The 24,187-nt window shown below is 70.3% G+C and carries 26 protein-coding genes; 16 read left to right on the top strand and 10 right to left on the bottom strand.

The features are described 5' to 3' along the window. The first annotated feature begins 12 nt into the window (after window positions 1-12). Genes QMF80_RS20625 through QMF80_RS20615 form a run of 3 tightly spaced genes read left to right on the top strand, consistent with a single transcriptional unit; the run spans window position 13 to window position 5,949 of the window. Window positions 13-945: a hypothetical protein gene (locus QMF80_RS20625; RefSeq protein WP_283455431.1), complete on the top strand. Its 933-nt coding sequence runs from the start codon at window positions 13-15 to the stop codon at window positions 943-945. Between the two features lie 2 nt (window positions 946-947). Further along, entirely contained in the window at window positions 948-2,045 is a 1,098-nt protein-coding gene (locus QMF80_RS20620) for a hypothetical protein (RefSeq protein ID WP_283455429.1), read from the top strand. 1 nt (window position 2,046) lies between these two features. Further along, window positions 2,047-5,949: a hypothetical protein gene (locus tag QMF80_RS20615; RefSeq protein ID WP_283455427.1), complete on the top strand. Its 3,903-nt coding sequence runs from the start codon at window positions 2,047-2,049 to the stop codon at window positions 5,947-5,949. 409 nt (window positions 5,950-6,358) lie between these two features. On the opposite strand, the gene QMF80_RS20610 is transcribed toward QMF80_RS20615, so the two are convergent. Both QMF80_RS20610 and QMF80_RS20605 read right to left on the bottom strand, forming a co-directional pair. After that, window positions 6,359-6,766: a (2Fe-2S) ferredoxin domain-containing protein gene (locus QMF80_RS20610; RefSeq protein ID WP_283455425.1), complete on the bottom strand. Its 408-nt coding sequence runs from the start codon at window positions 6,764-6,766 to the stop codon at window positions 6,359-6,361. Next, window positions 6,763-8,757, bottom strand: coding sequence for a heavy metal translocating P-type ATPase (locus tag QMF80_RS20605; RefSeq protein WP_283455422.1), 1,995 nt, complete (start codon window positions 8,755-8,757; stop codon window positions 6,763-6,765). The genes QMF80_RS20610 and QMF80_RS20605 overlap by 4 nt, the downstream gene beginning before the upstream one ends. 95 nt (window positions 8,758-8,852) lie before the next feature. Between QMF80_RS20605 and QMF80_RS20600 the strand changes: the two genes are divergently transcribed. The 5 genes from QMF80_RS20600 (at window position 8,853) to QMF80_RS20580 (ending at window position 11,719) form a co-directional block, all read left to right on the top strand. After that, window positions 8,853-9,242, top strand: a complete 390-nt coding sequence (locus QMF80_RS20600; RefSeq protein ID WP_283455420.1) for an ArsR/SmtB family transcription factor — start codon at window positions 8,853-8,855, stop codon at window positions 9,240-9,242. Window positions 9,243-9,324: 82 nt separating this feature from the next. Further along, entirely contained in the window at window positions 9,325-9,735 is a 411-nt protein-coding gene (locus QMF80_RS20595; protein ID WP_283455417.1) for a DUF6153 family protein, read from the top strand. Between the two features lie 123 nt (window positions 9,736-9,858). Beyond that, window positions 9,859-10,485: a DUF305 domain-containing protein gene (locus tag QMF80_RS20590; RefSeq protein ID WP_283455415.1), complete on the top strand. Its 627-nt coding sequence runs from the start codon at window positions 9,859-9,861 to the stop codon at window positions 10,483-10,485. Between the two features lie 159 nt (window positions 10,486-10,644). Then, on the top strand, window positions 10,645-11,166 hold the full coding sequence (locus tag QMF80_RS20585; RefSeq protein WP_283455552.1) for a DUF4396 domain-containing protein: 522 nt from the start codon (window positions 10,645-10,647) through the stop codon (window positions 11,164-11,166). A 142-nt stretch (window positions 11,167-11,308) separates the two neighbouring features. Next, window positions 11,309-11,719 carry a four-helix bundle copper-binding protein gene (locus tag QMF80_RS20580; RefSeq protein WP_283455413.1) on the top strand — a complete coding sequence of 137 codons (411 nt, stop codon included), beginning with the start codon at window positions 11,309-11,311 and terminating at the stop codon, window positions 11,717-11,719. Between the two features lie 15 nt (window positions 11,720-11,734). Here QMF80_RS20580 and QMF80_RS20575 read toward each other — a convergent pair whose 3' ends face one another. Continuing rightward, complete coding sequence (locus QMF80_RS20575; RefSeq protein WP_283455412.1) at window positions 11,735-12,262, bottom strand: hypothetical protein; 528 nt, start codon at window positions 12,260-12,262, stop codon at window positions 11,735-11,737. Beyond that, on the bottom strand, window positions 12,259-12,405 hold the full coding sequence (locus QMF80_RS20570) for a hypothetical protein (RefSeq protein WP_283455410.1): 147 nt from the start codon (window positions 12,403-12,405) through the stop codon (window positions 12,259-12,261). Before QMF80_RS20570 ends, QMF80_RS20575 begins: the two co-directional genes overlap by 4 nt. Window positions 12,406-12,485: 80 nt before the next feature. On the opposite strand from QMF80_RS20570, the gene QMF80_RS20565 reads away from it, so the two are divergent. The 6 genes from QMF80_RS20565 (at window position 12,486) to QMF80_RS20540 (ending at window position 17,587) form a co-directional block, all read left to right on the top strand. Beyond that, a complete protein-coding gene (locus tag QMF80_RS20565; RefSeq protein ID WP_283455408.1) occupies window positions 12,486-13,055 on the top strand; it encodes a TetR/AcrR family transcriptional regulator in 570 nt (189 codons plus the stop codon). A gap of 80 nt (window positions 13,056-13,135) precedes the next feature. Continuing rightward, complete coding sequence (locus QMF80_RS20560; protein WP_283455407.1) at window positions 13,136-13,573, top strand: hypothetical protein; 438 nt, start codon at window positions 13,136-13,138, stop codon at window positions 13,571-13,573. 106 nt (window positions 13,574-13,679) lie between these two features. Beyond that, window positions 13,680-14,408, top strand: coding sequence for a hypothetical protein (locus QMF80_RS20555; protein ID WP_283455405.1), 729 nt, complete (start codon window positions 13,680-13,682; stop codon window positions 14,406-14,408). A gap of 213 nt (window positions 14,409-14,621) precedes the next feature. Further along, window positions 14,622-15,050 carry a hypothetical protein gene (locus tag QMF80_RS20550; RefSeq protein WP_283455403.1) on the top strand — a complete coding sequence of 143 codons (429 nt, stop codon included), beginning with the start codon at window positions 14,622-14,624 and terminating at the stop codon, window positions 15,048-15,050. 132 nt (window positions 15,051-15,182) lie between these two features. Then, window positions 15,183-16,331, top strand: a complete 1,149-nt coding sequence (locus tag QMF80_RS20545) for a PLP-dependent cysteine synthase family protein (protein WP_283455401.1) — start codon at window positions 15,183-15,185, stop codon at window positions 16,329-16,331. Further along, a complete protein-coding gene (locus QMF80_RS20540; RefSeq protein WP_283455399.1) occupies window positions 16,328-17,587 on the top strand; it encodes an MDR family MFS transporter in 1,260 nt (419 codons plus the stop codon). The genes QMF80_RS20545 and QMF80_RS20540 overlap by 4 nt, the downstream gene beginning before the upstream one ends. Before the next feature lie 26 nt (window positions 17,588-17,613). On the opposite strand, the gene QMF80_RS20535 is transcribed toward QMF80_RS20540, so the two are convergent. After that, entirely contained in the window at window positions 17,614-18,966 is a 1,353-nt protein-coding gene (locus tag QMF80_RS20535; protein ID WP_283455397.1) for an MFS transporter, read from the bottom strand. Window positions 18,967-19,094: 128 nt separating this feature from the next. Here QMF80_RS20535 and QMF80_RS20530 point away from each other — a divergent pair, with 128 nt between their 5' ends. Next, window positions 19,095-19,454 (top strand): ArsR/SmtB family transcription factor, encoded by a 360-nt coding sequence (locus QMF80_RS20530; protein ID WP_283455395.1) that lies wholly within the window; start codon window positions 19,095-19,097, stop codon window positions 19,452-19,454. Between the two features lie 166 nt (window positions 19,455-19,620). Here QMF80_RS20530 and QMF80_RS20525 read toward each other — a convergent pair whose 3' ends face one another. Together QMF80_RS20525 and QMF80_RS20520 are read right to left on the bottom strand one after the other, a co-directional pair. Next, window positions 19,621-20,283 (bottom strand): class I SAM-dependent methyltransferase, encoded by a 663-nt coding sequence (locus QMF80_RS20525; protein ID WP_283455393.1) that lies wholly within the window; start codon window positions 20,281-20,283, stop codon window positions 19,621-19,623. A 298-nt stretch (window positions 20,284-20,581) separates the two neighbouring features. Then, window positions 20,582-21,148: a rhodanese-like domain-containing protein gene (locus QMF80_RS20520; RefSeq protein ID WP_283455391.1), complete on the bottom strand. Its 567-nt coding sequence runs from the start codon at window positions 21,146-21,148 to the stop codon at window positions 20,582-20,584. 82 nt (window positions 21,149-21,230) lie between these two features. Here QMF80_RS20520 and QMF80_RS20515 point away from each other — a divergent pair, with 82 nt between their 5' ends. Beyond that, window positions 21,231-21,509 carry a metal-sensitive transcriptional regulator gene (locus QMF80_RS20515; protein ID WP_283455389.1) on the top strand — a complete coding sequence of 93 codons (279 nt, stop codon included), beginning with the start codon at window positions 21,231-21,233 and terminating at the stop codon, window positions 21,507-21,509. Between the two features lie 13 nt (window positions 21,510-21,522). On the opposite strand, the gene QMF80_RS20510 is transcribed toward QMF80_RS20515, so the two are convergent. Genes QMF80_RS20510 through QMF80_RS20500 form a run of 3 tightly spaced genes read right to left on the bottom strand, consistent with a single transcriptional unit; the run spans window position 21,523 to window position 24,010 of the window. Continuing rightward, window positions 21,523-22,266, bottom strand: coding sequence for a sulfite exporter TauE/SafE family protein (locus tag QMF80_RS20510; protein WP_283455388.1), 744 nt, complete (start codon window positions 22,264-22,266; stop codon window positions 21,523-21,525). After that, entirely contained in the window at window positions 22,263-22,613 is a 351-nt protein-coding gene (locus QMF80_RS20505) for a rhodanese-like domain-containing protein (RefSeq protein ID WP_283455385.1), read from the bottom strand. The genes QMF80_RS20510 and QMF80_RS20505 overlap by 4 nt, the downstream gene beginning before the upstream one ends. A gap of 29 nt (window positions 22,614-22,642) precedes the next feature. Next, complete coding sequence (locus QMF80_RS20500) at window positions 22,643-24,010, bottom strand: MBL fold metallo-hydrolase (RefSeq protein WP_283455384.1); 1,368 nt, start codon at window positions 24,008-24,010, stop codon at window positions 22,643-22,645. Window positions 24,011-24,187: the final 177 nt, after the last annotated feature.

The following is a 24,187-nucleotide window of genomic DNA, read 5'->3' as shown; positions in this document are numbered from 1 at the left end:
GACTACCTGCTCATGACGCTGATCAACCCCCCTCTCCTCGTCCACGGCGGCACCCACGCGGCCAGGGCCTTCCGCATGATGGTGAGGGACCTGAGCCACGGCGCTCAGGGCATCACGGAGTCGGACGACCTCAAGGTCACCCAGCTCGCGACGCCGGGTATCGGTGTTCGTGTCGGGGACGGCTCTGCGGTCATCCGCGGAGCCATGGCGTGGGGGCAGGGCAGCTACACGCAGTACAACGTCGGCTTTCACAGCGTGCCGGTCGCCCCGACCGGTGTCTCCGGCCGCTCGGACTTGCTCGTGCTGCGTGTCGAGGACCCCGAGTACGAGGGTGTCCGCAACCCCGAGAAGGACGACATCGGCTACTTCCACGTGATCCCCAACGTGACGGCGAACACCGTGAAGCCGCCCGCCGGGATGACGGCCGTCGCCCTCGCGCGGATCGACCTTCCGGCGAACACCCGCGTCGTCACCGACTCGATGATCAAGGATGTGCGGACCATCGCGAACCCGAGGCGGGAGCGACAGCTGCACACCGCCTCGCCGGGCGAGGATCAGAACTGGGCGGGGAACAGCGGCAGCTGGGCCGACTGGCCGCCGGCCTCCCGCTTCGATGTCCGCGTGCCCACCTGGGCGCGCCGGGCCCGCGTCGTCATGACGGTCTCCGGCCTCCAGGTCATGGGGAGCATCTGGGGTTCCACGGCCTTCCGGCTCGGCGGCGTGCAGGGCCAGTCGATCATGATCGATGACGGCAGCACCCACGGCGACGGGTCCGTCCGTATCAACGCGATCTCCGCGGACAGCATCGACGTCCCGGCCGACATGCGGGGCACCACCCAGCGCCTCCAAGGGATGGTGTTCCTCACGAAGGACAACGCGGGCTCCCTGCAGGCCGACATCGTGACGACGGTCATCGCGGACATCGAGTTCGAGGAGGGCATCTGACCATGTCCACCTACCGCTACCGCGTCCACGACGCCCTGACTGGCGACGTCGTCGTTCCCGATCTTCCGTTGTCCGGTGTCGAGTTCGGACCTGGCCTTTCGGAGCCCGGCGACCTGTCGGGGGAAGTACCCGTGCCGTTCAGGCATCTGGTGGGCTCCACGATCAGCCCCGCGAACACCGTGCTGGTGGTGGAGCGGGACGACACCGTGCTGTGGGGCGGCCTGATCTGGCGGGCCGAGCCGGAAGGCGACAAGTTCCCGATCGAGGCGGGCGGCTGGGGCTCCTACCTTCAGCGCCGCCATGACGTTCACGGCCAGCTTGACGGGCGCGGCCCGTACGTCCACGCCGACGCCTGCCAGGTCATCCGCGATGTGTGGGCGTACGCCCAGGGGCAGCCCGACGGCAACCTCAACGTGATGGTCGACGGGGCGGCGAGCCGGACCAAGGTGGGCACGCCTGCTGAGCCGTACAAGGTCGAGTGGTGGGAGGCCCCCGTCCTCGGCGACATCGTGGACGACATGACGAAGGTCGAGGGCGGCCCGGAGTGGACGGAGGAAACCGTCTATTCGGACTACTCGGCCGGTCGGCCGTCTGGGCAGATTCGTCTCGGGTGGCCGCGTCTGGGGACCCGCCGCAGCGACCTCATGTTCGCGTCCGGCGTCAACATCGTCGACGTCGCCCCGGTGACGTACGACGGGGACGCGTACGCGCAGGTGATCATCGCGCTCGGCGCTGGCGAGGGGCGGGGGCGTCGGCGTGCCATCGATGCCGTCCGCAATGGGCGCCTGCGCATGGAGCGAGTCCTCGAAGTGTCGGGCGAGAAGGGCAACGACCGTCTGGCGGCGCGGGCCCGCCGTGAGCGTATCGCCCGGCAAGCTCTCGGCGAGGTGAGCGAGATCCAGGTCATCGACCATCCGGCGGCGCCGATCGGGTCGTGGCAGGTCGGTGACGACGTGCGGATACGTATCCACGACCAGTGGACGAACTGGGTGGGCTGGTGCCGGATCACCGGCTGGCGGATCCGGCCTCCTCAGGGTGATGACGGGGAGCGGGTCACGCTGTCGCTGGCCCGTGCCGACCGATTCGTCTACGGGGGCTGATGTGGCGAGCAACCTGACGCAGATCGCCTCCCGGCTTGCGGATGTCGAGCGCAGGCTGACGGGGCAGGCGCGCACGGCGAGCTTGGCGTACTCCTCGGTCGAGGCGGGCGCAATCGAGGTCTACGACGAGGACGGTGTCCTGACCGGCACCGTCGGAGTGCAGTTCGACGGGACGACCGGCGTGGCCACGTTCAATGGTCCTCCGCCGCCGACGCCCGCCGCCCCGCAGGTCGTGCCCGTGTTGGGCGGCCTGCGTGTCGGCTGGGACGGTGCTTTCAACGACGCGACGTCCCCGCCACTGAACCTCGGCCGGGTGCAGGTGCACCTCCTGTTGGCCGCGGACGAGCCGTTGGATATCCGGAACCCGGCGGCGACGATCGAGGGCGCGTCCGGGGCGACGGTGACGATCGCGGTCAGCGACTACGTACCCCGGCATGTCCGCCTGGTGGCGCTCAGCACCGCCGGCATCCCCGGCCCGGGGTCCGCCGCGGTGATCGCCGCCGCACGCCAGGCTGTCGGGCAGGACCTCCTCGACGGAATCGTGTCGGAGATCAAGCTTGCCGAGAAGGCCGTCACGGAAGCGAAGATCGCCGTCGGCGCCGTGGGGACGGCCGCGCTGGCAGATGGAGCGGTGCTCGCGGACAAGCTCGCGAAGGCGTCCGTGACCGGCGACAAGATCGGGTCCGGCGCCGTCACCTTGAACGCACTCGGTGGCGTGTTGGCGGACGGGATCACTCAGCACTACGTGGATGCGCTCGCCGACCCTGCTGCTTGGACGACGGCCGTCGTCGGCGCCGGGGCGAAGTGGGTTCACCTGACGGGTATCGCGGACGCCCCGACCGGGCGGACCGTAGGCCAGGCCACCGGGTACACCGTGCTGCGCGGCTCCACGCCGATCCCGTACGACCCCGACACCCTTTACCGGGTCTCGGCCCGCGTGCGGACCCTTGCTCCGTCCGATTCCGGCACGGACAGCATCTACGTGGGCGTCTTGGGGTTCGGTGCGGACGGCAAGACCATGGTGAACCGGGCGGGCGTGAACACGATCAGCTCGCACTATTACTGCGCCGCGTCACGCACGCCACTCCCGGCCGGCTCCGGATGGCAGGTATTCACCGGCTACCTGCGGGGCCGGGCGCTGGCGGGCGCGTCGGGCTCAGCGGGGGTTTGTTCCGATCCCCGGGCCCCGGGCAAGCTTCACGATCAGGTGCGGTTCCTGGTGCCGTACCTCTACCTCAACTACGAGTCCGCTTCGACGGGTGCGGCCAGCGCCACCGGGGTCATGCAGGTGGACGCCGTCACCGTAGAGATCCTCAAGACCGGCATCGTGGACAGCAGCAACATCGTGTCCGGGTCGGTGACCACGGGCGCCCTGGCGACCGATTCGGTGACCGCGGGCAAGGTCGCAGCGGACACGATCAGCGGCCGGGAGCTCCAGGCGGCTTCGATCTCCGCCGGGCATGTGGTTGCGGGCGCGATCACGACGGACAAGATGACCGTCGTCGGCACCGCGAACGTCCTGGCCGACCCCAGCTTCGAGGGTCCGCCAACGGTCGCCCTGGTGGCAGCCGTTACCTGGGCGACCCAGGACAAGACCATCGGGAACGGGTCTCCTTCCTCTCTGCGGATCGACGCCGTGTCTGCGACTGCGGTCTACCGGGCGGTGGATCTCACCCTGCTGCCTGCGACTCCCGGCGATCAGCTGTACCTGGCCGCGGACTACTACGTCTCCGAGGACTGGGTGGGCGCGGAGATCAGCTTTCACGTCCGGTGGGAGGCCGGGGACGGAAAGATCCTCGGCTACGGCAAGGCCCGTACGGTGAGCCCTGTACGGGCGCAGTGGGCCCGGCTGTCCGCGACGGCCACGGCACCGGACGGGGCAGTCCGCGGACGCGTTCGGGCCGAGTCCGGCAACTCGACGGCGGGCACGCTGTGGTGGGACAACGCCTGTGTCCGGCCGATCGTGGCCGGCGTGCAGATCGCGGACGGGGCGATCACCGCACCGAAGGTGTACGCGGGTGCGATCACCACCGACAAGCTTGCGGCGTTGGCGGTGACGGCGGAGAAGATCGCTGCCGCATCCATCACGGCGGACAAGGTGGCCGCGCTCGCGATCACGGCCGAGAAGCTGGCGGCGAACTCGGTGACGGCGTCGGCCATCGAGGCGGGCGCCATTGAGGCCATCCACATCAAAGCGGGCTCGATCTCCGCCGACAAGATCGCCCTCGGCCTCGACGGCAACATGGTGGCCGACAGCAGCTTTGAGGGCGAGGTGGCGTTGAAGCGCGTCGCCGCGACGGGCGGCTGGAGCATCGTCAGCCCGGGCCGGAATACGGCGAAGGCGTTGCGGGCCGATTGCACTGCCTCGACGGCTACGGACCGCGTCCACACCCTGGGGATCTTCGCGGCGACGCCGGGGACTCGAGTGTGGATGGCGGCGGACTACCAGGTCAGCGCCGACTGGGTGGGCAAGCGGGCACAGGTGTACATCCGGTGGGAGGACGCGCAGGGCGGAACGCTCGGCTACAGCCGAGTCGTCAGCGCCACCGGTTCGGCGGGCAAGGGCTGGTTGTTCATGTCGGGGACCGCCCCGGAGCCGGCGCCCGCGCAGACGGCAACGGGCCGGATGCGCCTCGCCGTGGATGCGGGGACCGCAGGCACCGTGACGTTCGACAACGTGGTAGTCCGGCCAGTCGTGACATCTGGGGCTCCGGGGGGTCGGGCCGAGATCTCTCCGGAAGGCGTGCGCCTGTTCGACGCGGATGGTGAGGAGTCGATCTCTCTCGTCACCGGCAAGCCCCAGTATTTGACCATCACCAACGACGGTGTTCCCGTCGCAACGATCAACGAGAACGGGCACGGCTCCTTCAACGACCTCTCGGTCGCAGGGCAGTTGACGATCAAGGGTGAGCGTCTGGAAACGCAGCTCATCGACCTGGCCCGCGGGGTGGTGGCCATCCACTCCACCACCCAGGGCGTGGAGGCAGCGATGGGCGCGGAGACCGGCTACATCGAGCTGCCCGTCAGGATCGAATCCGACCGGCAGTACCGGATCGTCGTGGACGCCTACCTGGATCCGTCCGCCGGAAACGGCGAGCACATCCTCTTCCTGCGCGATGGGGGCACCGGCGAGCCGACCGTGACGTCCCGGCAGATCCAGAGCATCATCGTGCCCGCCGGCGGAGGCTGGCAGCGCGTCCGGTTGGAGCACACGTGCTCAGGTGCCTCCCTCGGCGCGGGCACCCACCGGCTGCTGAGCACCTTCCTGTGGAGGTGGGGCGCGGCCGGCGGAACGGTGTCGATGTTCGGCGGCGGGGAGTACCCGGCCGTCATGTACGTCGAGGACGTCGGGAAGGCGATCGCGTCGACGGGAGAACTGAACCGGGGCACGAGCGGCGGTGGCACGGACCCGACGAAGCCTGCGACTCAGCGGTACGAGAAGACGTACGGGGCATCCTGGTCGGGCACCTACACCAACCGGAGCGGATACAGCAGCTACCACGGGAACCAAATGCTCCAGGGCTACTACTCCTCGACCAACGGGACGACCGCTTCGCTGGTGGGCTTCCCGACGGCCCTCACCACGGATCTCAGCGGGGCAAAGATCGAGAAGGTCATGTTGTACCTGTACTTCGAGCACTGGTACTTCGCGGCCGGCGGTTCGGCGGTGATCAAGCCTCACGGCCACACCTCGAGGCCGGGAAGCTTCGGCAGCGACGGCGCGTCGATGACGGTGAGCTGGCGCCGGAACGAGGGCAAGTGGGTCGACATCACGTCCCTTTTCGACGCGTCGAAGAGGGGCATCGCCCTCGACCCCAACTCCACAAGCAGCACCTACTACGGCCGGGCCCACGGCGTTGGCCAGCAGTATCCGCCACAACTGAAGGTGACCTATGTGAAGTAGACGTGCTGAGCCATCATCCAGGGCGGTTCCGGGCCAGCTTCAGCCGTGCCGCAGGTGAACCTGCCGGATGTCGGTGCCGAACACCTCAAGTCGCCGTCGGATAGCCGGGCGGCCTGAAGGAGTTCCTCTTGCCCAGCAGCTCTATCTCCTTGCGGATCGCGGCACGCTGGTCAGAGGAGGCTTTCCCATCCGGTTGAAAAGCAAGTTGCAGGCGTCGATGATCCGCTCGGCCTCCTTCGGCTCGTACTGCGCCCTGAACTGGGCGTCGACCTCGGTCTGCCCTCCGGTGACGAGCTGGTCGGAAGCGTGCAGCTTCGCAGTTTCTCGGACGGACAAAGGTACAAGCCCGCGCGTTGAGTGGCCTTGAGGGCCAATGGCGCCCGGGTTCAGTAGCGGAGAGGTTCGTCGTCTACTCGTCGAGTTCGTGCCGGACGCGTCGGGACGGGTTGAAGGTGTAGAGGTCGAGGATGCCGGGTGGGTTGGCGAGGCCGGGGCCTCCGTTCTTCACCCAGGCGGTGATGTCGTTGGCGGCGTCGGAGTCATTGACCTGGCCGAGCCAGACGGGGCGGCCGCCGGCTTTGCGGCCTTCGGCCGAGGGTTGGATGACTATGACGTTGGCGCGTTCACAGGCGTCGAGGCAGTCGGTCCGCCGGACGATTGCCACGTCCGCCAGCGAGGTACGCAGGTCGGTGAGTTGGGCTGCGTGGTCCAGCCGCGGGACTTTGGCGGGAGTGCCGCAGCAGCAGCCGCGGCAGACGGTGACTGTCGGCCGGGCCGCCCCCGGCGCGGGGGCGGCCTTCTTGCCGCGGCGGCTCACTGGTCGTCCCGGGAGCGTGCGGCGGCTCGGTTCCAGGCGGCGTCGCGCAGCAGGCGCAGGCCGTTGAGGCCGACGATGACGGTGGATCCCTCGTGACCGAGCACGCCGAGTGGCAGCGGCAGGTGCCCGACCAGGTCCCAGATGACCAGGCCGGAGATGAACACCGCGGCGATGACCAGGTTCTGCACTACCAGCCGACGGGCGGCGCGGGACAGGGCGATCACGGTGGGGACGGTGGCGAGTTCGTCGCGGACGATGACCGCGTCGGCGGTCTCCAGGGCGAGGTCGGAGCCGGCGCGGCCCATGGCGATGCCGGTGTGGGCGGCGGCTAGGGCGGGGGCGTCGTTGACGCCGTCACCGACGACCAGCACCTTGCGTCCGGCTGCTTCCTGCCCGCGGACGGCGGTGACTTTGTCCTGGGGCAGGAGTGCGGCGCGGACGTCGGTGATGCCTACCTCGGCGGCGAGGCGGGTGGCTGCGCGCGGGTTGTCGCCGGTCAGCAGCATGGGGGCGGAGCCGGTCAGCGCGTGCAGGGCCGTGACGGTGGCGGCGGCGTCGGGGCGGAGCCGGTCGGCGATGCCCAGCACGCCGATGGGGGTCCCGTCGCGCTGGATGAGGACTGCGGTGCGACCGCATTCCTCCAGTTCGCCCGCCACGATGGCGGCGCGGGCCGAAGCCGAGTCCACAGTGTCGTCGAGCAGCCGGTCCGGCGCACCGACCGCGATGGCGTGGCCGTCGACGGTGGCCGTCACCCCGACTCCGGGGGTAGAGGCGAAGCTTCCTGCGGCGGGCAGGTGGAGTCGTCGCTCGCGTGCGGCGTCGACAATGGCACGTGCGAGGGGGTGCTCACTGGGGTGCTCGGTGCTGGCCGCCAGGGTCAGCAGGCCGTTCTCGTTGAGTTCGGATCCGGCAAGGGGGCGGATGTCGGTGACGCGTGGGGTGCCTTCGGTCAGGGTACCGGTCTTGTCGAGGGCAACTGCGTCGACCTGTCCGAGGCGTTCCATGACGACGGCGGACTTCACCAGGACGCCATGGCGGCCGGCGTTGGCGATGGCGGACAGCAGCGGCGGCATGGTGGCCAGCACCACCGCACACGGGGAGGCGACGATCATGAAGGTCATGGCCCGCAGCAGCGAACCCGTGAGGTCCGCGCCGAAGGCGAGCGGAATCGCAAAGACGGCCAGGGTGGCGAAGACCATGCCGAGGCTGTACCGCTGTTCGACCTTCTCGATGAACAGCTGGGTCGGCGCCTTGGTTGCGGAGGCTTCCTCGACCATGGCCACGATCCGGGCGATCACAGAGTCCGAGGCGTCCCGCTCGACCTTGACCCGCAGGGCCCCAGTGCCGTTCACGGTACCGGCGAAGACCTCGTCGCCGGTCTCCTTCGCCACAGGGAGGGGCTCGCCGGTGATGGTGGCCTGGTCGACCTCGCTGGCCCCCTCCAGGACCCGGCCGTCCGCGCCGACGCGCTCGCCGGGGCGGATGAGGATGGTGTCACCGACCGCGAGGTTCTCGGTGACGACGGTCTCCTCACTCCCGTCGTCGGCAACGCGTGTGGCGGTAGCGGGTGCAAGGTCGAGCAGGCCGCGGACCGCGTCTTGAGTCCGCGCGGTGGCCAGCGCCTCCAAGGCGCCGGAGGTGGCGAAGATGACGATCAGCAGCGCGCCATCCATCACCTGCCCGATGGAGGCGGCTCCGACGGCGGCCACGATCATCAGCAGATCGACATCGAGAGTCTTGTCCCGCAGCGCCTGGAGGCCGGCCCAGGCCGGCTCCCATCCGCCCGTCACGTAGGCGAGGGCGTACAGCGGCCCCCACGTCCAGGCCGGGGCGCCGGTCAGCTGCAGCGGCAGAGCTGTCAGGAACAGCGCCAGCGCCGCGGCTGCCCAGCGGGCCTCGGCGAGAGCGAACACCCGCGTGCGGCGCCGTGGAGCCGCCGCCGAGACGGTCGACGCAGCCCTCTCGGGACGCTGGAGTAGAGCAGGAGGCATGACAAAACAACCCTTCACGGGTGGAAGACGGCTACACCTCCACCGTACAGGAATACCTGAACAGGTCTTCATATACGACCGGTAGGATGGCCCTCATGGGCCATGGAATGGATGACAAGCACGCAGCCACCACCCGCGAACGGCTGGACGCCGTGGGGACCGCGGACGTCGCAGCCACCCTCCAGGCCCTGGCCACCCCTTCCCGGCTGCGCATCCTTGCCCGTCTCCAGGAAGGTCCCTGCGCGGTCGGTGACCTCGCCGAGGCCGTCGACATGGAGGCCTCCGCCTGCTCTCACCAGTTGCGCCTGCTGCGCAACCTCGGCCTGGTCACCGGCGAACGGCGTGGCCGCTCCATCGTCTACGCCCTCTACGACCACCACGTCGCCGAACTCCTCGACCAGGCCCTCTTCCACGTCGAGCACCTCCGGCTGGGCCTGCGCGACGAACCCATCGCCGAATCTGCGTCTGCGGCGGCGCCTCTGTAGCAGCTCTCGCCGCACCCCTGCCCGCAGTCCCGCCTGCGGCAGCCGTGCAGCCGCTCCCCGAGCTTGCTCGTACGATGAACCCATGACCACCGCCGCGCAGCCGTCGGGCCGCCGCCCAGCCGGGCGTGGCCTTGTGCTGCTGGTGCTCGCGGTGCTGGCCGGTGTGCTGGCGATGCACGGCCTGGGTCCCCGGCCGGCTGCTGCGGCGATGCCGGCGGATGGCGGTGGGCGCGCCATGGTGATGACCCAGGAAGCATCCGTACATCCGGCGGGCGGGGACTGCTCGCACACCGCGGGTGGATCGGATCACCTGAATCACGCGGACGGGACTTGTGTAGCGGCCGGAGTCGGCGCCCCGTACGTGCCGCCCGCGCTGGCCGCCGCCCTCGACGTCGCACCCTCTGTCGCGGCAGTCCCTGGCGGCGTCGCGACGGTGACCGAGGCCGGGCGGGCGCCGCCTGACCTGTCCGAGCTACAACTCCTGAGGATATAGAGCGGCCCGCACGGCACCTTCTTGCCCCGATCCCTGCCGGTGACGGTGCCGCGCCCCGCCACATCCTCGTTCCGCATCGGCACAAGCCCGCTTCAGGGCTGCGCATCAAGGAGTTGCACCACCATGAACAAGAACCGCTCCCTCATTCGCCGTACCGCCGCTGTCGTGGTGGCCGGCGCGGCCTCGCTCGTCCTCGCCGCCTGCGGGTCGAGTGACAACAGCTCCGCCGGGAACTCCAGCGGCCAGCCGAGTGCCTCGGCGCCGGCTCCGGCCGTGCAAGGCCGGCACAACGCCGCCGACATCGCCTTCGCCAAGGGGATGATCCCCCACCACCGTCAGGCCGTAGAGATGGCCGACCTCGCTCCCACCCGGGCCGCCTCGGCCGAGGTGAAGACGCTCGCCGAGGAGATCCGGAAGGCCCAGGACCCGGAGATCAAGACGATGTCCGGGTGGCTGACCTCCTGGGGTGAGCAGGTGCCCGCCGAGGGGGCCATGGACCACTCCGGGCACGGCATGGGCGGCGGCATGATGACCGCCGAGGAAATGGGCCAGCTGGAGAAGTCCTCGGGTAAGGCGTTCGACACCGCCTTCATGGAGCTCATGATCAAGCACCACGAGGGCGCGGTCGCCATGGCGAAGACGGAGAAGGCCGACGGCACCTTCCCCGGCGCCAAGACGATGGCCGACGCCATCATCACCTCCCAGACCGCCGAGATCGCCCGGATGAACAGCCTCCTCGGCAAAAACTGACCCCACACCCGGCAGGGGGTGCCGCGGGCCTTACCCGGCCCGCAGCGCCCCCTGTTCCCTTTTCTGTGGTAAACCCCCTCGCGATATACCCCTAGGGGGTATATGTAGCGATGTGGCCGCGGGAGCGGACCGCACCGGACGGGAACGGGGATGAACGTCATGGACCACAGCGCCCACCACACCAGCACCGCGCACGACCACGCCGCACACCAGGGACACGGGAGCCATGGCGGGCACGGTCCGGGCAGCGTGACCTGGGGCGCCGCCGCGAAGGCGACGCTGCACTGCCTGACCGGGTGCGCCATCGGCGAAATCCTCGGCATGGCCATCGGTACCGCCCTGATGTGGGGCAACCTCCAGACGATGATCCTGGCGATCACGCTGGCGTTCGTCTTCGGCTACTCGTTCACGCTGTTCGCGGTCCGCAAGGCAGGCCTGGACTGGAAGATCGCGATCAAGGTGGCACTGGCCGCGGACACCGTCTCGATCGCGGTGATGGAGCTCGTCGACAACGGCATCATCGCCATCACGCCCGGGGCGATGGACGCACACCTGTCGGACGCGCTGTTCTGGACGTCGCTGCTGGGCGGCTTCGCCGTGGCCTTCGTGATCACGACGCCGGTCAACAAGTGGATGATCGGCCGCGGTAAGGGCCACGCCGTCGTCCACGCCTACCACTGACCCCGCCGCTCGGCACCGCGCCCGGTCGCACCTCACCGTGCGCCGGGCGCGTTCGCGCCTCGGGGCGTTAGCTGGAGGTACCGGGGGCTTCGAAGGCGGCCGCCCCGGATCCGCCGGCCTCGCGGGGAACGGAGGCACCCTGATGTCCAGCACCGTCAAGGACATGCTCGCCACCTACCCGGCCGACCTCGGCGACATCGACCAGGCCAAGCTCACCTCCTGCATCGAGGAGTGCATCACCTGCGCCCAGGCGTGTACGGCGTGTGCGGACGCCTGTCTGTCCGAGGGCATGGTGGGTGACCTGGCGAAGTGCATCCGAACCGACATGGACTGCGCCGACATCTGCACCGCGACCGCGGCGGTGCTCTCCCGTCACACCGGCTACGACGCCAATATCACCGCCGCGATCCTGAAGGCGTGCGCCATGGTCTGCAAGGCGTGCGCCGATGAATGCGGGCGGCACGCGGACATGCACGAGCACTGCCGCATCTGCGCGGAAGCCTGCCGCTCCTGCGAGCAGGCATGCGACGAACTCCTCGGCGCCCTCGGCTGATGAGGCCGGAGCGGGTCAGCGCGGCTGCGGGTCCTGCCCGCGCTGGCGACGGCGCCCGTAGCGGGTTACCCCGCGCGGCTTGAACACCGACAGAGCGGCCGCCGCGAGGAGCACTAGCAGAGCGGCGGCCGCGTCCGCGACCAGCTGGATGCGCATGCCCTGAAGCTCGCCGCCGGCGAGGGCGGCCCGGGCGGCCGCGTCGGCGAGGTGGCCGACCGGCTGCATGTGGACCAGCAGCAGAAGGGTCGCGATCACGGTGATCAGAAGTTTCGCGATGACCCAGTAGTGCCGCAGTAGCCCCCACACCGTGCCGAGTGACTGCACCAGGCCGGTCAGCAGGCAGGCCACGCTGAACGGGACGATCACGTACCAGCCCACCACGTCCATGGCCAGGTAGGCGCCCCGCACCGTCTGGGGTGAGCTGCTGGTCAGGCCGGCGGCGGCGAGGGCGAGGAACGCCGCGACCGCGCCCAGCCAGCCGACCGAGGAGGTGACGTGGAGGGTGAGGGTCAGCTTGCGCAGCCGGGGCGGGAACGGGGTCACGGCGTATGCCCGGCCATGCCGCCGCCGGCCAGGTGCACGATCACGAACACTACGACCAGCACGACGGCGATCGCGGCGGAGATCTTCACCCAGCGCGGCGCACCCTCGCCGTCGTCATCGTGACGGTCCGCTGTCCCTGCCATGACGCCTCCACATTTTTCGAGACACAGTGTCTCTATCTGAAACTGAGTGTATGCCCTGTGGATGTCCGTATCCTGGGTGGGTGCCGAAGCTGTGGACCGAGACGATCGACGCGCACCGCGCCGCCGTACGCGAGGCGATCCTGGACACCACCACGAAACTGGTGGCCCAGGGCGGTCTGCGGTCGGTGAGCATGTCCCAGATCGCCGAGCAGGCCGGCATCGGCCGCGCGACGCTCTACAAGTACTTCTCCGACGTCGAAGCGGTGCTGCTGGCCTGGCATGAGCGCCAGGTCACCGCCCACCTCCAGCAGCTCGCGGGCATCCACGACCAGGACGGCACGGCCGTCGAGCGCCTGAAAGCGGTACTGGAGGCGTACGCGGGGATCGCCCGGAAGCGGCACGGTGGCGAACTCGCCGCCCTCCTGCACCAGGGCGAGCACGTCACCCACGCCGAGCGACACCTGCACGGCATGCTCCAGCACCTCCTCGCCGAAGCAGCGGAAGCCGGTGACCTGCGCTGCGATGTCCCGCCGGCCGAGCTCGCCCAGTACTGCCTCCACGCCCTGACCGCCGCGGCCGCCCTCACCTCCCAACCGGCCGTGACCCGTCTGGTCGCCGTCACACTGGATGGCCTGCGCCCGGTTCCCTGAACCCACCCAGACCACCGCTTCGTGTGATCAACAACGGGGGCAGCCGACAACGCCTTCCAGTCGCCGGATAGGGTCACGGTGTGATCACGGCCCGCTCTGCTTTCAGCACGACGCGGACCCGCCGCCAGGCGGGCCCGCTGCGGCTGCTGTGGCTGACCGCGCTGCTGTTCGCGTTCCTCTACACCCACGCCGCCGGAGCTGACAGTGCCTCCGCACACGTCACCGGCGGCGCCGTCGCGGTCCCCTACCTGGCGCCCGCGGACACCAGCGACGCCCCTCACCGGGACGGCCAGCGGCCCGAGCGCCATGACGACAACGGCGGTTACTCACATCCCGCGGAGGCGTGCGCCTCCAGCCATCCACAGCAGGGCAGTGACCTGCCCGGCCCGCATCTGGCCGCCGTCGCCGAGCGGACGCCTGCCTTCGCCGCGATGACGCCGCAACAATGGACCCAGATCCGGCCCTGTGGCCTTCCTCCGTCGCACAGTTCCCTCGGTTCAGTGGTGCAGCAAGTGTAGATCCGGGCCCTTTGCCCCGATCTGCCCTGATTCTCATCACCGACCCGTCCCGCTGCCACAGCGGCCGGCCGGGTGATGAGCCGCGCACGCACCCAAGGAACCGCACATGGCCTCCGCTCAGCTCCTCGACGCCCACACCCCGCAGACCCCGCCCAAGGCCCCCGCTGCCGGGCGGGCCGCCCGGCGCAAAGCCCAGCCCTCCCGAAAGCAGTCACTGGCCGCCCGCTACCTCGGCTACGTCGGCTACTTCGTCGGCGCCGGCCTGATCAGTGGCGCCGTCGTCCACCACCCGCTCGACCCCGCCCGCTACACCCGCATCGCCCTGTACGGCGCCCTGGTCTTCCTCGCCGCCACCGTCGTCAACGAGTTCCTCCTCGCCCGGGAGCGCCCCGGACTTTCGCGGATGCTGGTGGTCATCGGCGCATCCCTGATGCTCTCGTTCGGCATCGGAATGCTCAGTGGCGGCCTCCAGCACTTCGAGGACTTCCCCGCCCGGGCAACCGTCCTGGTCCCCGCCGGACTTCTCCTCTCCTTCATCGCCTACGTCGTCAAAGACGCCGACATCCCATGGCAGCGCATCTTCAGCCTCGTCGGCCTGACCGTCCTGATGGCCGCCGCCCTCGCCTTCCTCGGCCTGCGACAGGTCGCGTCCTCGATGCCAGTCGCTCCGGCGGGCGGGCACAGCCACGGCACCGCGGAGCAACCGGCCGCAGACGACCACGCACCCACCAATGCCCCCACCGCCGGTAGCAGTCCCGCCCCGGGAGCCACGCCCGTCAACAAGCCGGCCGCGAAGACACCGCAGCCGGACCACAGCGACGGCCACGCTCACTGACCCGACACCAAGACGAGAGGACTGCGGCGGGCCCGCCCCGCCGCAGCCTCCTTCCTTGTATCCGTACGGCCGCGCCCGCCGGTCCACGAAAACCCCGGCGCGGCCGCAGACCATACGGGACAGGCCCTGTCAGTGCCGGATCTACGCACGTACGGGGGTATCCGACCGCGCAGAAACGTGACGCCTTGTAGCTGATCGCTTACGTTGGGGGATGTGATCGGGCTGTGGCGGGTTCCCTTGGAGGCAGTGCGGCGGGCCCGCAGCGTCCTCCTGCCCGCGCTCGTTCTGCTGATCGCGGCGCATGTGGCCGCGGGTGCACACACCCCGGCTTTCACGGGGCCGCACACCACTGTGGTGGCCGCCAATCCGCAGCATGATGTTCTCGACGGCCTGGGCCTGTCGGCGTTCTCCCCGGGCCCCGCGCATCACCACGGCTCGGAAAAACATATCGATCACGCCGTGGACAGGCCGCGCTCTGCCGGAGCCACGGCCGTTGCGGTGCCTGCGGTGGCCGCAGGCACACTCGTCCCGAATCCCGATGAACCCTGTCCAGGCCTGGCGGTCGGATGGCCGGCCTCACGTGAGGCCGGCCCGCCCGGCAGCGGGGCCGATCTCGCGCTGAACTGCGTCTGGCGGCAGTAGAAGCACGCCGCACCCCCTTGGCCCCCTCCGGTGATCATCCCGGGTGTGGAGGGCTGGGGTGTGCACGCGCGCCCTCTGACCTGCCTATCCAGTGCTCCCCGTCCCAGTGGAGCGCGTAGGAGCTGTACGCACATGCACCGCCTTCCCCTGCTCGACGACTTCGGTCCGCTCTCCCCGGCAGCTCATGCTCCGGTTCCCGCCATCGCCAGCCGGCCCGCACAGCTGGTCGGCAACACCCCGGTCCTGTGGATCGATGAGCCCTTCGCCCCGCCCGGGCACGGCTTCTTCGCCAAGCTCGAAGGCGCGAATCCCGGCGGCATCAAGGACCGCCCGGGCCTCCACATGATCCACCGCGCACGCCAGCGCGGTGACCTGCTGCCAGGGGCGCCCATCATCGAGTCCTCCAGCGGAACCCTCGGACTCGGGCTGACGCTAGCCGGACTGACCTACGGTCACCCGGTCACCGTCGTCTCCGATCCGGGCATGGAGCCGGCCGTCGTCCGCCTGCTCACCGCGCTCGGCGCGTACGTCGACCAGGTCGAGACTCCGCATCCGACGGGCGGCTGGCAAGAGGCCCGCCGGGAACGGGTCGCCGAACTGTTGGCCGCAGCTCCGGGCGCGTACTGCCCGGATCAGTACAGCAACCCGGACAACGTCGGCGCCTACCGGCCTCTGGCCGCCGAGCTGATCGCGCAACTCGGCCGGATCGACATCCTGGTCACAGCGGTCGGCACCGGCGGCCACTCGGCCGGGATCGCGGCCGGGCTGCGGGAGCACTCGCCGGGACTTCGGCTGATCGGGGTGGACTCCGTCAACTCGGCGATCTTCGGCCAGCCCGCAGGTCCGCGGCTGATGCGCGGGCTCGGCTCCAGCATCCACCCCGCCAACGTCGACTACAACGCCTTCTCGGAGGTCCACTGGGTGGCCCCGGGCGAAGCGGTCTGGGCCTGCCGCCGCCTGGCCCGCAGGCACTACGCCTCGGGCGGCTGGAGCGTGGGCGCGGTCGCGCTCGTCGCGGGATGGGCAGCAAGGACCACGCCGCCAGGGACCCGGATCGCCGCCGTGTTCCCCGACGGACCGCACCGCTACCTGGAAACCGTCTACAACGACGCCTGGTGCGCGGAGCAGGGCATTCTCGGCGCGGAGCCCGCGCCGGAGCCCGATGAGATCGCGGCCCCGGATGCGTGCGCAGTGACGGGCTGGACCCGGTGCACTCAGGTCCGCGACCCGCTCGGCCGGGAGCCCGGCCCCCGCGCGATCCGTACCGCGGGCGTCCGGTGAAGGCGCTGAGGGCGCAGGTCGCCTCATTCGACCCGAGCGTGCGGCTGTTGATGGCCAACCAGTTCGCCATCAACCTGGGCTTCTACATGCTGATGCCCTACCTCGCAGACCATCTCGCCCACGGACTCGGTTTTGCGGCCTGGGCGGTCGGCCTGGTCCTGGGCGTACGCAACCTGTCCCAGCAGGGCATGTTCCTGATCGGCGGAACCCTCGCCGACCGCTACGGCTGCAAGCCGATGATCCTCGCCGGGTGCGGCCTGCGCACGATCGCCTTCGCACTGCTGGGGGTGGTCCAGTCGCTGCCCGCGCTGATCGTCGCCTCGGCGCTCACGGGGCTGGCCGGTGCCCTGTTCAACCCGGCGGTACGTGCCTACCTGGCGGCCGAGGCGGGCGAGGAGCGCCGGGTGGAGGCGTTCGCCGCGTTCAATGTCTTCTACCAGGCCGGCATCCTCATCGGCCCGCTCGCCGGGCTCGCGTTGCTGACCTGGGACTTCCGGGCGGTGTGCGCGGCCTCGGCGGTCATCTTCGGCGCCCTGGCCCTGCTCCAGGCACGGGCGCTGCCCGCCCGTCCACCGTCCGACCGCAGTGCGGAGCCGGCATGGCGGGCGGTCCTCGCGGACTGGCGGTCCATCGCCGCGAACCGGCCGTTCCTCCTGTTCGCGGTGGCCATGTCCGGCTCGTACGTCCTGGCCTTCCAGGTGTACCTGGCCCTGCCGCTGCGGGCCCGGGAACTGTTCGGCCCCCAGACCGGCCTCGTCACGGGAGCCGTGTTCGCGGTTTCGGCCCTCGCCGCGCTGTCCGGGCAGCTCAAGCTGACGGCCTGGGCCAAGCGCACCCTGAGCGGGCCCCGGGCAATCGTCTGGGGGCTGGCGGTCATGGGGGCGGCGTTCCTGCCACTGCTCGCCGGACCGTACAACGGTGCACTTGGACTCGCGGCCGGCGTGGCGGGGCTGACCCTGTGCGCGGCGCTGCTGGCGTGGGGCGGGGCCCTGCTGTACCCCTTCGAGATGGACACGGTCGTACGGCTCGCCGGGGACCGGCTGGTCGCCACCTACTACGGCGCCTACAACACCGCGTCCGGCATCGCCATCGCGGCCGGCAACCTCGCGGTGGGCGCCATGTTCGACACCGGGCTTCCGTGGCTGCCGTGGGTGGTGCTGGCCGCGACCGGCGCGGGTTGCGCGGGGGCCGTAGCGGCCCTGGAACGCGGCGGGCACCTGCGGGCACCAGCGGGGAAACCGGCGCTCACCAGCTGAGGTGGATAGGGCGGGGGTGTCGTCCGTCAGGGGGCGGAGTGCACCAGCTCGCGGTGCAGAGGATCGGGGGCGGTGTGGTGGCTGTGACTCCAGCCCCCGAACACCTCGGCCGCGCCCGCCAGGTGCGGGTGGTCGGCCGTCAGATCGCTGTGGACGTGCGGCTTCTCGTCCGCATCGCTGGAGGGCCACAGCCGTACGGCGGTTAGCGCCGCCGTGAAGGCGATGGCGCCGAGCGCGATGACGGCGGCCTGGAGTCCTGCCTCCGCGCCCAGCCAGCCGGCCAGCGGGTAGGTCAGCAGCCAGCACGCGTGGGACAGGGAGAACTGCGCGGCGAAGGCGGAGGTCCGCTCCTCGGGCGGCGCCGAGCGCCGGATGAGACGGCCCGTCGGGGTCAGAACCATCGAGCACGCCGCCCCGAACGCCGCCCACGTCCCGAGCAGCGCGGGCCACCGCCACCCGCCGCCCCCGGCAGCGGTGACCCCGCCCAGAGCGGCGAAGACCAAGGAAAGGAGCAGGGCGCCTCGGAGCATGACCGTCCGGTCGGCGACCTTGTCGAGGACCCGGGGCAGGATCAGGGCGACGATCATCGAGCCCGCGCCGTAGCAGCCGAGAGCCAGGGCGACGTCGCCGGTGGAGCGGGCAAGATGGTCGCGTACGTAGACGACGGTGTTGACGGTGACCATCGCGCTCGCGGCGGCGACCGCGAGGTTCAGGACCAGCAGGGCGCGCAGCCGGGGCGTGGCGAGGAACAGGCGGCTTCCCGCAGTGGCCTTCGCGTAGGCGCCGCCCTCCCACTTCGGCGCCGGGACCCGCTTGGGCAGCACGGCAGAGACGACGAGGGCGGCGGAGGCGAGGAAGCCGCCGACGGTGCCGAGGAAGAGCCAGTTGTAGCTCATGAAGGCCAGGAGGGCGGCGGCCAGCGCCGGACTGAACAGGCTTTCCAGGTCGTAGGCGAGCCGGGACATCGACAAGGCCTGGGTGTAGTCGCGCTCCTTCGGCAAGACATCGGGGATGACGGCCTGGAAGGTCGGGGTGAACGCAGCAGAGGCGGCCTGGAGGGCGAAGATCAGGACGTAGACCTGCCAGACCTGGCTGACGAACGGCAGCATCAGGGCGGCGGCCGCCCGCGTCAGGTCGGCGCCTACCATCAGGGCCCGGCGCGGGATGCGGTCGGCTATCGCGCCGATCGCCGGCGCGATAGCCACGTACGCCACCATCTTGATGGCCAGCGCGGTGCCGAGCACCGATCCGGCCTGGGCTCCCGCGATGTCGTATGCGAGCAGCCCCAGCGCGACGGTGGCCAGGCCAGTGCCGACCAGGGCGATGACCTGGGCGGTGAAAAGGCGCCGGTAGGTGCGGTTGCGCAATACGGACAGCATGCGGGCATCCTTCGCCGGGCGGACAGGCTGACCGCTCCAGCTTACACATCATGTGCACATGTGTGCACATGATGGCGGAAGGGGTCCGGCGCTGCGGTTCCCGGAGGTCGCAGACCTACTCTGTCCCTATGTCCGATAGCGAATCAGTCCCATCTGCACAGGTCGCGCATCTGCGTGCACCCGACGGTGCCCGCCTGGCCGAGGCTGCTGAGGTCTTCGCCATGCTCTCGGACGCGACCCGGCTGCACCTGTTGTGGCTGCTCGCCCAGGAGGAGTCCGACGTCGGCTCCCTCGCCGAGCAGTGCACTGCCTCCCGGACCGCTGTCAGCCAACACCTGGCCAAACTCCGCCTGGCCGGCCTGGTCGAGACCCGCCGGGAAGGCCGGTACGTGCACTACCGGCTGCGGGACGGGCACCTGCGCCGCCTGGTCCAGGAGGCGTTGAGTCACGCCGACCACCGGGTCAGCGGAGAGGCTCCACACGACTGACCGCTACCGGTCTGCGGTTCGGTGGCGCTGGCGCGGTGTGGCGACCCAGGACGGCGTGGCCGGGTGGTCCGCGTGCGGTGGCGTGAGGGCCGGAGTGGATGGTGCGTGCTGTCCGATGGAGGAGAGCACCTGAAAGGGCTGAGGCCAGCCCAAGCCGCCGTATCGGTCAGCGGGGCAAAGTCTGAGTGACGCGCCACAGGCGGCGGGGCAAGTCGCCCTCCTCGAAGGTGTGAACCTCGCTCAGGGTCCAGCCGTCGGCGAGGGCATCGACCAGATCGCGAGGGAAGAAGTGCACGGCGAAGCCGCCGTGCTCGTAGATGCCATCGCCGTGCGCGGTGCCGGCCCCGCAGTGGGCGTCGCCGACGTGCCGGACGGTGTAGACGAAGACCCCGCCCGGACGCAGCGCGCGGCGGATCTCACCCACCAGCGCGTGCATTTCGTTCGTGGACAGGGCCATGCACAGCAGCATGTGCGCGAACACCGCATCCACGGATCCGTCGGGCATCGGCAGCGGCTCGCGGACGTCATGCACCGCGGTGCTCACCCGCTGATCGACCCCCTGGACGCGGGCAGCGGCTTGCAACTGCGCTAGGCCGACCGGGCTGAAGTCGGTGGCATGGACGGCGAACCCCTCGCGGGCGAAGTACAGGGCATCGCGGCCGTGCCCGGCGCCGAGCTCCAGCACGTCCTTCACGCCGGCCGTCCGGAACGCCGCCGCGGCGTGGACCGCCGGGGCGGACGGCTGCTCGCCGTACATGCCCGGGTGGGCGCTGTAAGTGCTCTGCCAGTGAGTCCGCTGCGCGTCCGCCAGCTTGTCCTCTTCCACCACGACTGTCCCCTCCACCTCCGGATGATCCGCTGGTCAGCCTAGACGCGGGGGCCGGACTCCTGTGGGTTCGGCTTCGTCGCCTACGCAATCCGCAGGCGTCCCGCGACCTTCGCCCGCCTGTCGCACGGCCATGCCCGCGCCGTACTGGACGACCACACCCCCTCCGGCGGACCTGCGGGCCTGAGACCTCCACACGTGCGGCTCCCACATCTACCCCGCGAAGTCGAGGCAAGAAGCCGGGAACGTCCACCTCCGCCCCCGGTCCGGTGGCGGTCGGCGTGGAGGGCGGCCTGCACTGTTAGCCCTGAAGGGCCGCCAGGGTGGCGTCCAGGTCGGCGGGGCGCGGCTGATTGTGGGGGAGCTTGCCGAGGACGGCGGCCATGCCGCAGGTGTTGGTCGTGGCGGAGAAGACGAGGCCGGCGCCGATGGCGGCGGCAAGCCAGCGGGCGGGGCGGTAGCGGGCGCCGGCGGCGAAGCCGAGGACGACCAGGGATCCGGCGGCGAGCCGCACCTGGCGCTCCATCGACCATGCGCTTGAGGTGCCTTCGGGGTGGTGGAGGGTGTGGCCCTGCTGGGCCCAGGCGCTGGTGCCGCCGGTGAGGGAGGCGGCGGGGATGTCTGCGGCGGCGAGTTCGGCGCAGGCGGTGGTGGAGCGGTTTCCGGAGGTGCAAACCACCAGGAGGTCGCCCCGGGAGCCTGCGGCCTTGAGAGCGGGCAGGGCAGTGCGTAGGTGGTCTAGGGGGATGTTGTGAGCGCCGGGGACGTGACCTGCGGCGTATTCGCCGGGGGTGCGGACGTCGATGACGGTGTAGTGGTCCGGGCGGTGGGCGGCCTGGGAGGGGAGCACGGCGGTGGGGGTGGTCATGCTGGGTCGTCCTTTCGCAGTTCCGGGAACGGCTGTCCGAACCCGGTATGATACCCCTAGGGGTATTTACGGAGGTGGAAGCGTGGAGCTTGACATGGCGGCCGATGAGCTGAAGTCGGTACTGAACCGGCTCCGGCGGGCTCAGGGCCAGATCGCCGGGATCATCAAGATGATCGAGGAAGGCCGGGACTGCGAGGACGTGATCACGCAGCTCGCGGCGGTCTCCCGTGCCCTGGACAGGGCCGGTTTCGCGATCATCGCGACCGGGCTGCAACACTGCATGGCCGACGGCGGCCAGGCGGCCGGTGACCGGGACCAGATGCGGGCCCGGCTGGAGAAACTGTTCCTCTCCCTGGCCTGACAGCCGGAAACGGTCACACGAAGACGTCAATCAGCATCAGAGCGGCAACGGCCAGCAGCACAGCGGCGAACAGACGCTGAAGCAGCGGACCGGACACTGTGGACGCCAAGCGTTTACCATCCCAGGCGCCCAAGATCGCCGCACCCGTGAACGGCGCGATCACCGCCCAGTCCAGGCCGGCCGCGCCGCCGGAGCGGGTGGCGAGCGAGGCGATCGAGTTGGCGGTGATCACCAGCAGGCTGGTGCCGACCGCTGCCTGCATCTCGAAAGCCAGCACGCTGACCAGGGCGGGCACGGCGAGGAAGCCCCCGCCAACGCCCAACAGGCCAGTCAAAGCCCCCAGCCCCGCCCCTGTAGCAGCGGCCTTGACCGGCCGCACCTGCTGCCCAGCATTCTGAAGTGCGGGACGCAGCATCTTGAACGCGGCAAGGGCCGCGATACCGGCGAACGCGGCGGTCAGCACCGCCTGCGGCAGCCGGGTGGCCCCTGCCCCGGCCAGTGCGGCGGGGATCAGCCCTGACAGGGCGAACGCCGAGCCGGCTTTCCAGCGCACGTTCCCGGCGCGGGCGTGGGCGTAAAGGGCAGTGGAGGAAGTGGCGGTGACGATGAGCAGGCTCGCGGTGGCGGCCGCGACCGGGGTGAAGCCGAGCAGGTAGATCAGGGCGGGGACCGCGAGGACGCTGCCGCCTCCCCCGAGCGCGCCGAGCGCAAGACCGACCACGGCCCCCGCCACGAGGGCCAGGATCAGTGCGCTCACGCTATCGAGCCGCGCTCGTCGACGACCGGCAGCCCCTCCTCCGCCCAGGCGGTCATGCCGCCCTTGACGTCCTGCGCGGCTACGCCTCGTTCGGCCAGCAGTTTCGCGGCCTGCTGCGAACGGTGCCCGGAGCGACAGATCGCCACCACCGGTCTGCCGGTCACCTCGGGCGGCAGCGCGGTGCCGGCGATCAGACGGGAGAGTGGCAGGTGAATTGCCCCGGGCGCGTGCCCGCACTTCCACTCCGGACTCTCCCTGACGTCCAGCAGTACCGCGCTGCTGTCGCCGGTGCGCTCACGGGCCTGGCCGGGGGTGAGGCGGCGTTGGCCGCGTCGGAAGCGGAACATCGTCATCATCTCCTTCTGCGCGTACGGGTTCAGCTGCCGCTGGTGACGGTCAGGCCGGCGCTCAAGGCTGCGTCGAAGCCGTCGTCGACGGCGACCACATCACGGCCCGCTGCGTCGAGCAGCGACGCGGCGATCGCCGCGCGCATGCCTCCGGCACAGTGCACCCACACCATCCCCGCCGGCACCTCGCCGGTGCGCTCGCGCAGTTCATGGACAGGGATGTGCACCGAATCCTTCACGTATCCGTCGGCGCGCTCGGAGTCGCGGCGCACATCCAGCACCACGACCTCCTCGCCCGCGTCCCGGGCCTTCCTTAGGGCGGCGAAGTCGGCGCGCGGGAAGGAACACAGCACATCACCTTCGCTCAGCCAGGAGGCGGGGTCGCCGGTGGCCCCGGCCGCAGGTCGGTCGATACCGACCCGCACCAGCTCCCGCTGTGCGTCGGCGAGCTGGGCGGCGGATTCGGCGAGCAGGGTGACAGGCTTGCCCCACGGGATCAGCCACGCGAGGTAGGTGGCGAGTTTCCCCTCGGCCTCGAAGTTGAACGTGCCCGCCACATGCCCCTGAGAGAAGGCGGTGCGACTGCGGAGGTCGACCACCCACTCCCCGGCGGCAAGCCGCTCGGCGATCTCCCGGCCTTCGGCGGCCTTCGGCGGGGTCAGGTCCACGGTCGCGGGACCGGCAGCGTTCAGGGGGCCCATGTGGGCGTAGTAGGCAGGCACGTCCTCCAGTCCGGCCAGCATCCGCGCCACGAACGCGTCCACGTCCATCGTGAGCGCGTCGTTGGTCTTGCGCTCCCTGCCGATGGTGGTGGCATCGCCCTCGGCCTGGGAGGACGAGCAGAAGCTGCCGAACCCGTGGGTCGGCAGCACCTGCACCGCATCGTCCAATTCGGCCGCGAGCCGGTGGGCAGAGGCGTGCTGGGCTCGGGCCAGCCCCTCGGTCAGTCGCGGCTCGACCAGGTCAGGCCGCCCCACGCTGCCGATCAACAGGGAACCGCCAGTGAACGCTGCCACCTCCCGGCCGTCCTCGACGACCACGAAGGACGTGTGGTGCGGGGTGTGGCCGGGAGTGGCCAGGGCCCGCAGGACCAGGCCCGAGTCGACGCCGACCGTGTCGCCGTCGCAGATGGGGGTGCGGTCGAAGGACACGCGGGCCGCCGCCGGCACGAGGTACTGCGCGCCGGTCAGCCGGGCCAGCTCCAACCCGCCGCTCACATAGTCGTTGTGCACATGGGTCTCGGCCACGTACACGATCCGAACGCCCCGCCCGGCCGCAGCGGCCACCACCCGCTCCACATCCCGCGGCGGGTCGATGACCACCGCAGTCTCCGGGCCTCCGGCCAGATAGCTGCGGTTGCCCAGTCCCTCGGTCTCCAGAGTGTCCACGAAGAACACGGATCGACTCCTTCCCATGAAACGGTTTACCCCGGGGGGTATCTTGTTTCCACTGTAACAGTGATACCCCCCGGGGTATTTCTGGGCGTCTTTGCGTCCCTAGGCGGCATCGCCTCCATCCCAACGGGTACCCGGTGGGGTATCAAGAAACCACAGCGCCATCACGCGAAGAAGGAG

This window comes from Streptomyces sp. G-G2, from assembly GCF_030063135.1.
In the GTDB taxonomy this organism is placed as follows: Bacteria; Actinomycetota; Actinomycetes; order Streptomycetales; family Streptomycetaceae; genus Streptomyces.
Note: the sequence above shows the minus strand (reverse complement) of the source record. Positions and strands in the feature narration are given on the sequence as shown.

Bases quoted from the DNA above. Each gene is read 5' to 3' on its own strand.
- QMF80_RS20595 (WP_283455417.1), top strand. From the start codon at position 9,325: ATGACCACCGCCGCGCAGCCGTCGGGCCGCCGCCCAGCCGGGCGTGGC.
- QMF80_RS20585 (WP_283455552.1), top strand. From the start codon at position 10,645: ATGGACCACAGCGCCCACCACACCAGCACCGCGCACGACCACGCCGCA.
- QMF80_RS20605 (WP_283455422.1), bottom strand. From the start codon at position 8,757: ATGCCTCCTGCTCTACTCCAGCGTCCCGAGAGGGCTGCGTCGACCGTC.
- QMF80_RS20600 (WP_283455420.1), top strand. From the start codon at position 8,853: ATGGGCCATGGAATGGATGACAAGCACGCAGCCACCACCCGCGAACGG.
- QMF80_RS20620 (WP_283455429.1), top strand. From the start codon at position 948: ATGTCCACCTACCGCTACCGCGTCCACGACGCCCTGACTGGCGACGTC.
- QMF80_RS20535 (WP_283455397.1), bottom strand. From the start codon at position 18,966: ATGCTGTCCGTATTGCGCAACCGCACCTACCGGCGCCTTTTCACCGCC.
- QMF80_RS20570 (WP_283455410.1), bottom strand. From the start codon at position 12,405: ATGGCAGGGACAGCGGACCGTCACGATGACGACGGCGAGGGTGCGCCG.
- QMF80_RS20555 (WP_283455405.1), top strand. From the start codon at position 13,680: ATGGCCTCCGCTCAGCTCCTCGACGCCCACACCCCGCAGACCCCGCCC.
- QMF80_RS20530 (WP_283455395.1), top strand. From the start codon at position 19,095: ATGTCCGATAGCGAATCAGTCCCATCTGCACAGGTCGCGCATCTGCGT.
- QMF80_RS20590 (WP_283455415.1), top strand. From the start codon at position 9,859: ATGAACAAGAACCGCTCCCTCATTCGCCGTACCGCCGCTGTCGTGGTG.
- QMF80_RS20520 (WP_283455391.1), bottom strand. From the start codon at position 21,148: ATGACCACCCCCACCGCCGTGCTCCCCTCCCAGGCCGCCCACCGCCCG.
- QMF80_RS20505 (WP_283455385.1), bottom strand. From the start codon at position 22,613: ATGTTCCGCTTCCGACGCGGCCAACGCCGCCTCACCCCCGGCCAGGCC.
- QMF80_RS20580 (WP_283455413.1), top strand. From the start codon at position 11,309: ATGTCCAGCACCGTCAAGGACATGCTCGCCACCTACCCGGCCGACCTC.
- QMF80_RS20625 (WP_283455431.1), top strand. From the start codon at position 13: ATGACGCTGATCAACCCCCCTCTCCTCGTCCACGGCGGCACCCACGCG.
- QMF80_RS20545 (WP_283455401.1), top strand. From the start codon at position 15,183: ATGCACCGCCTTCCCCTGCTCGACGACTTCGGTCCGCTCTCCCCGGCA.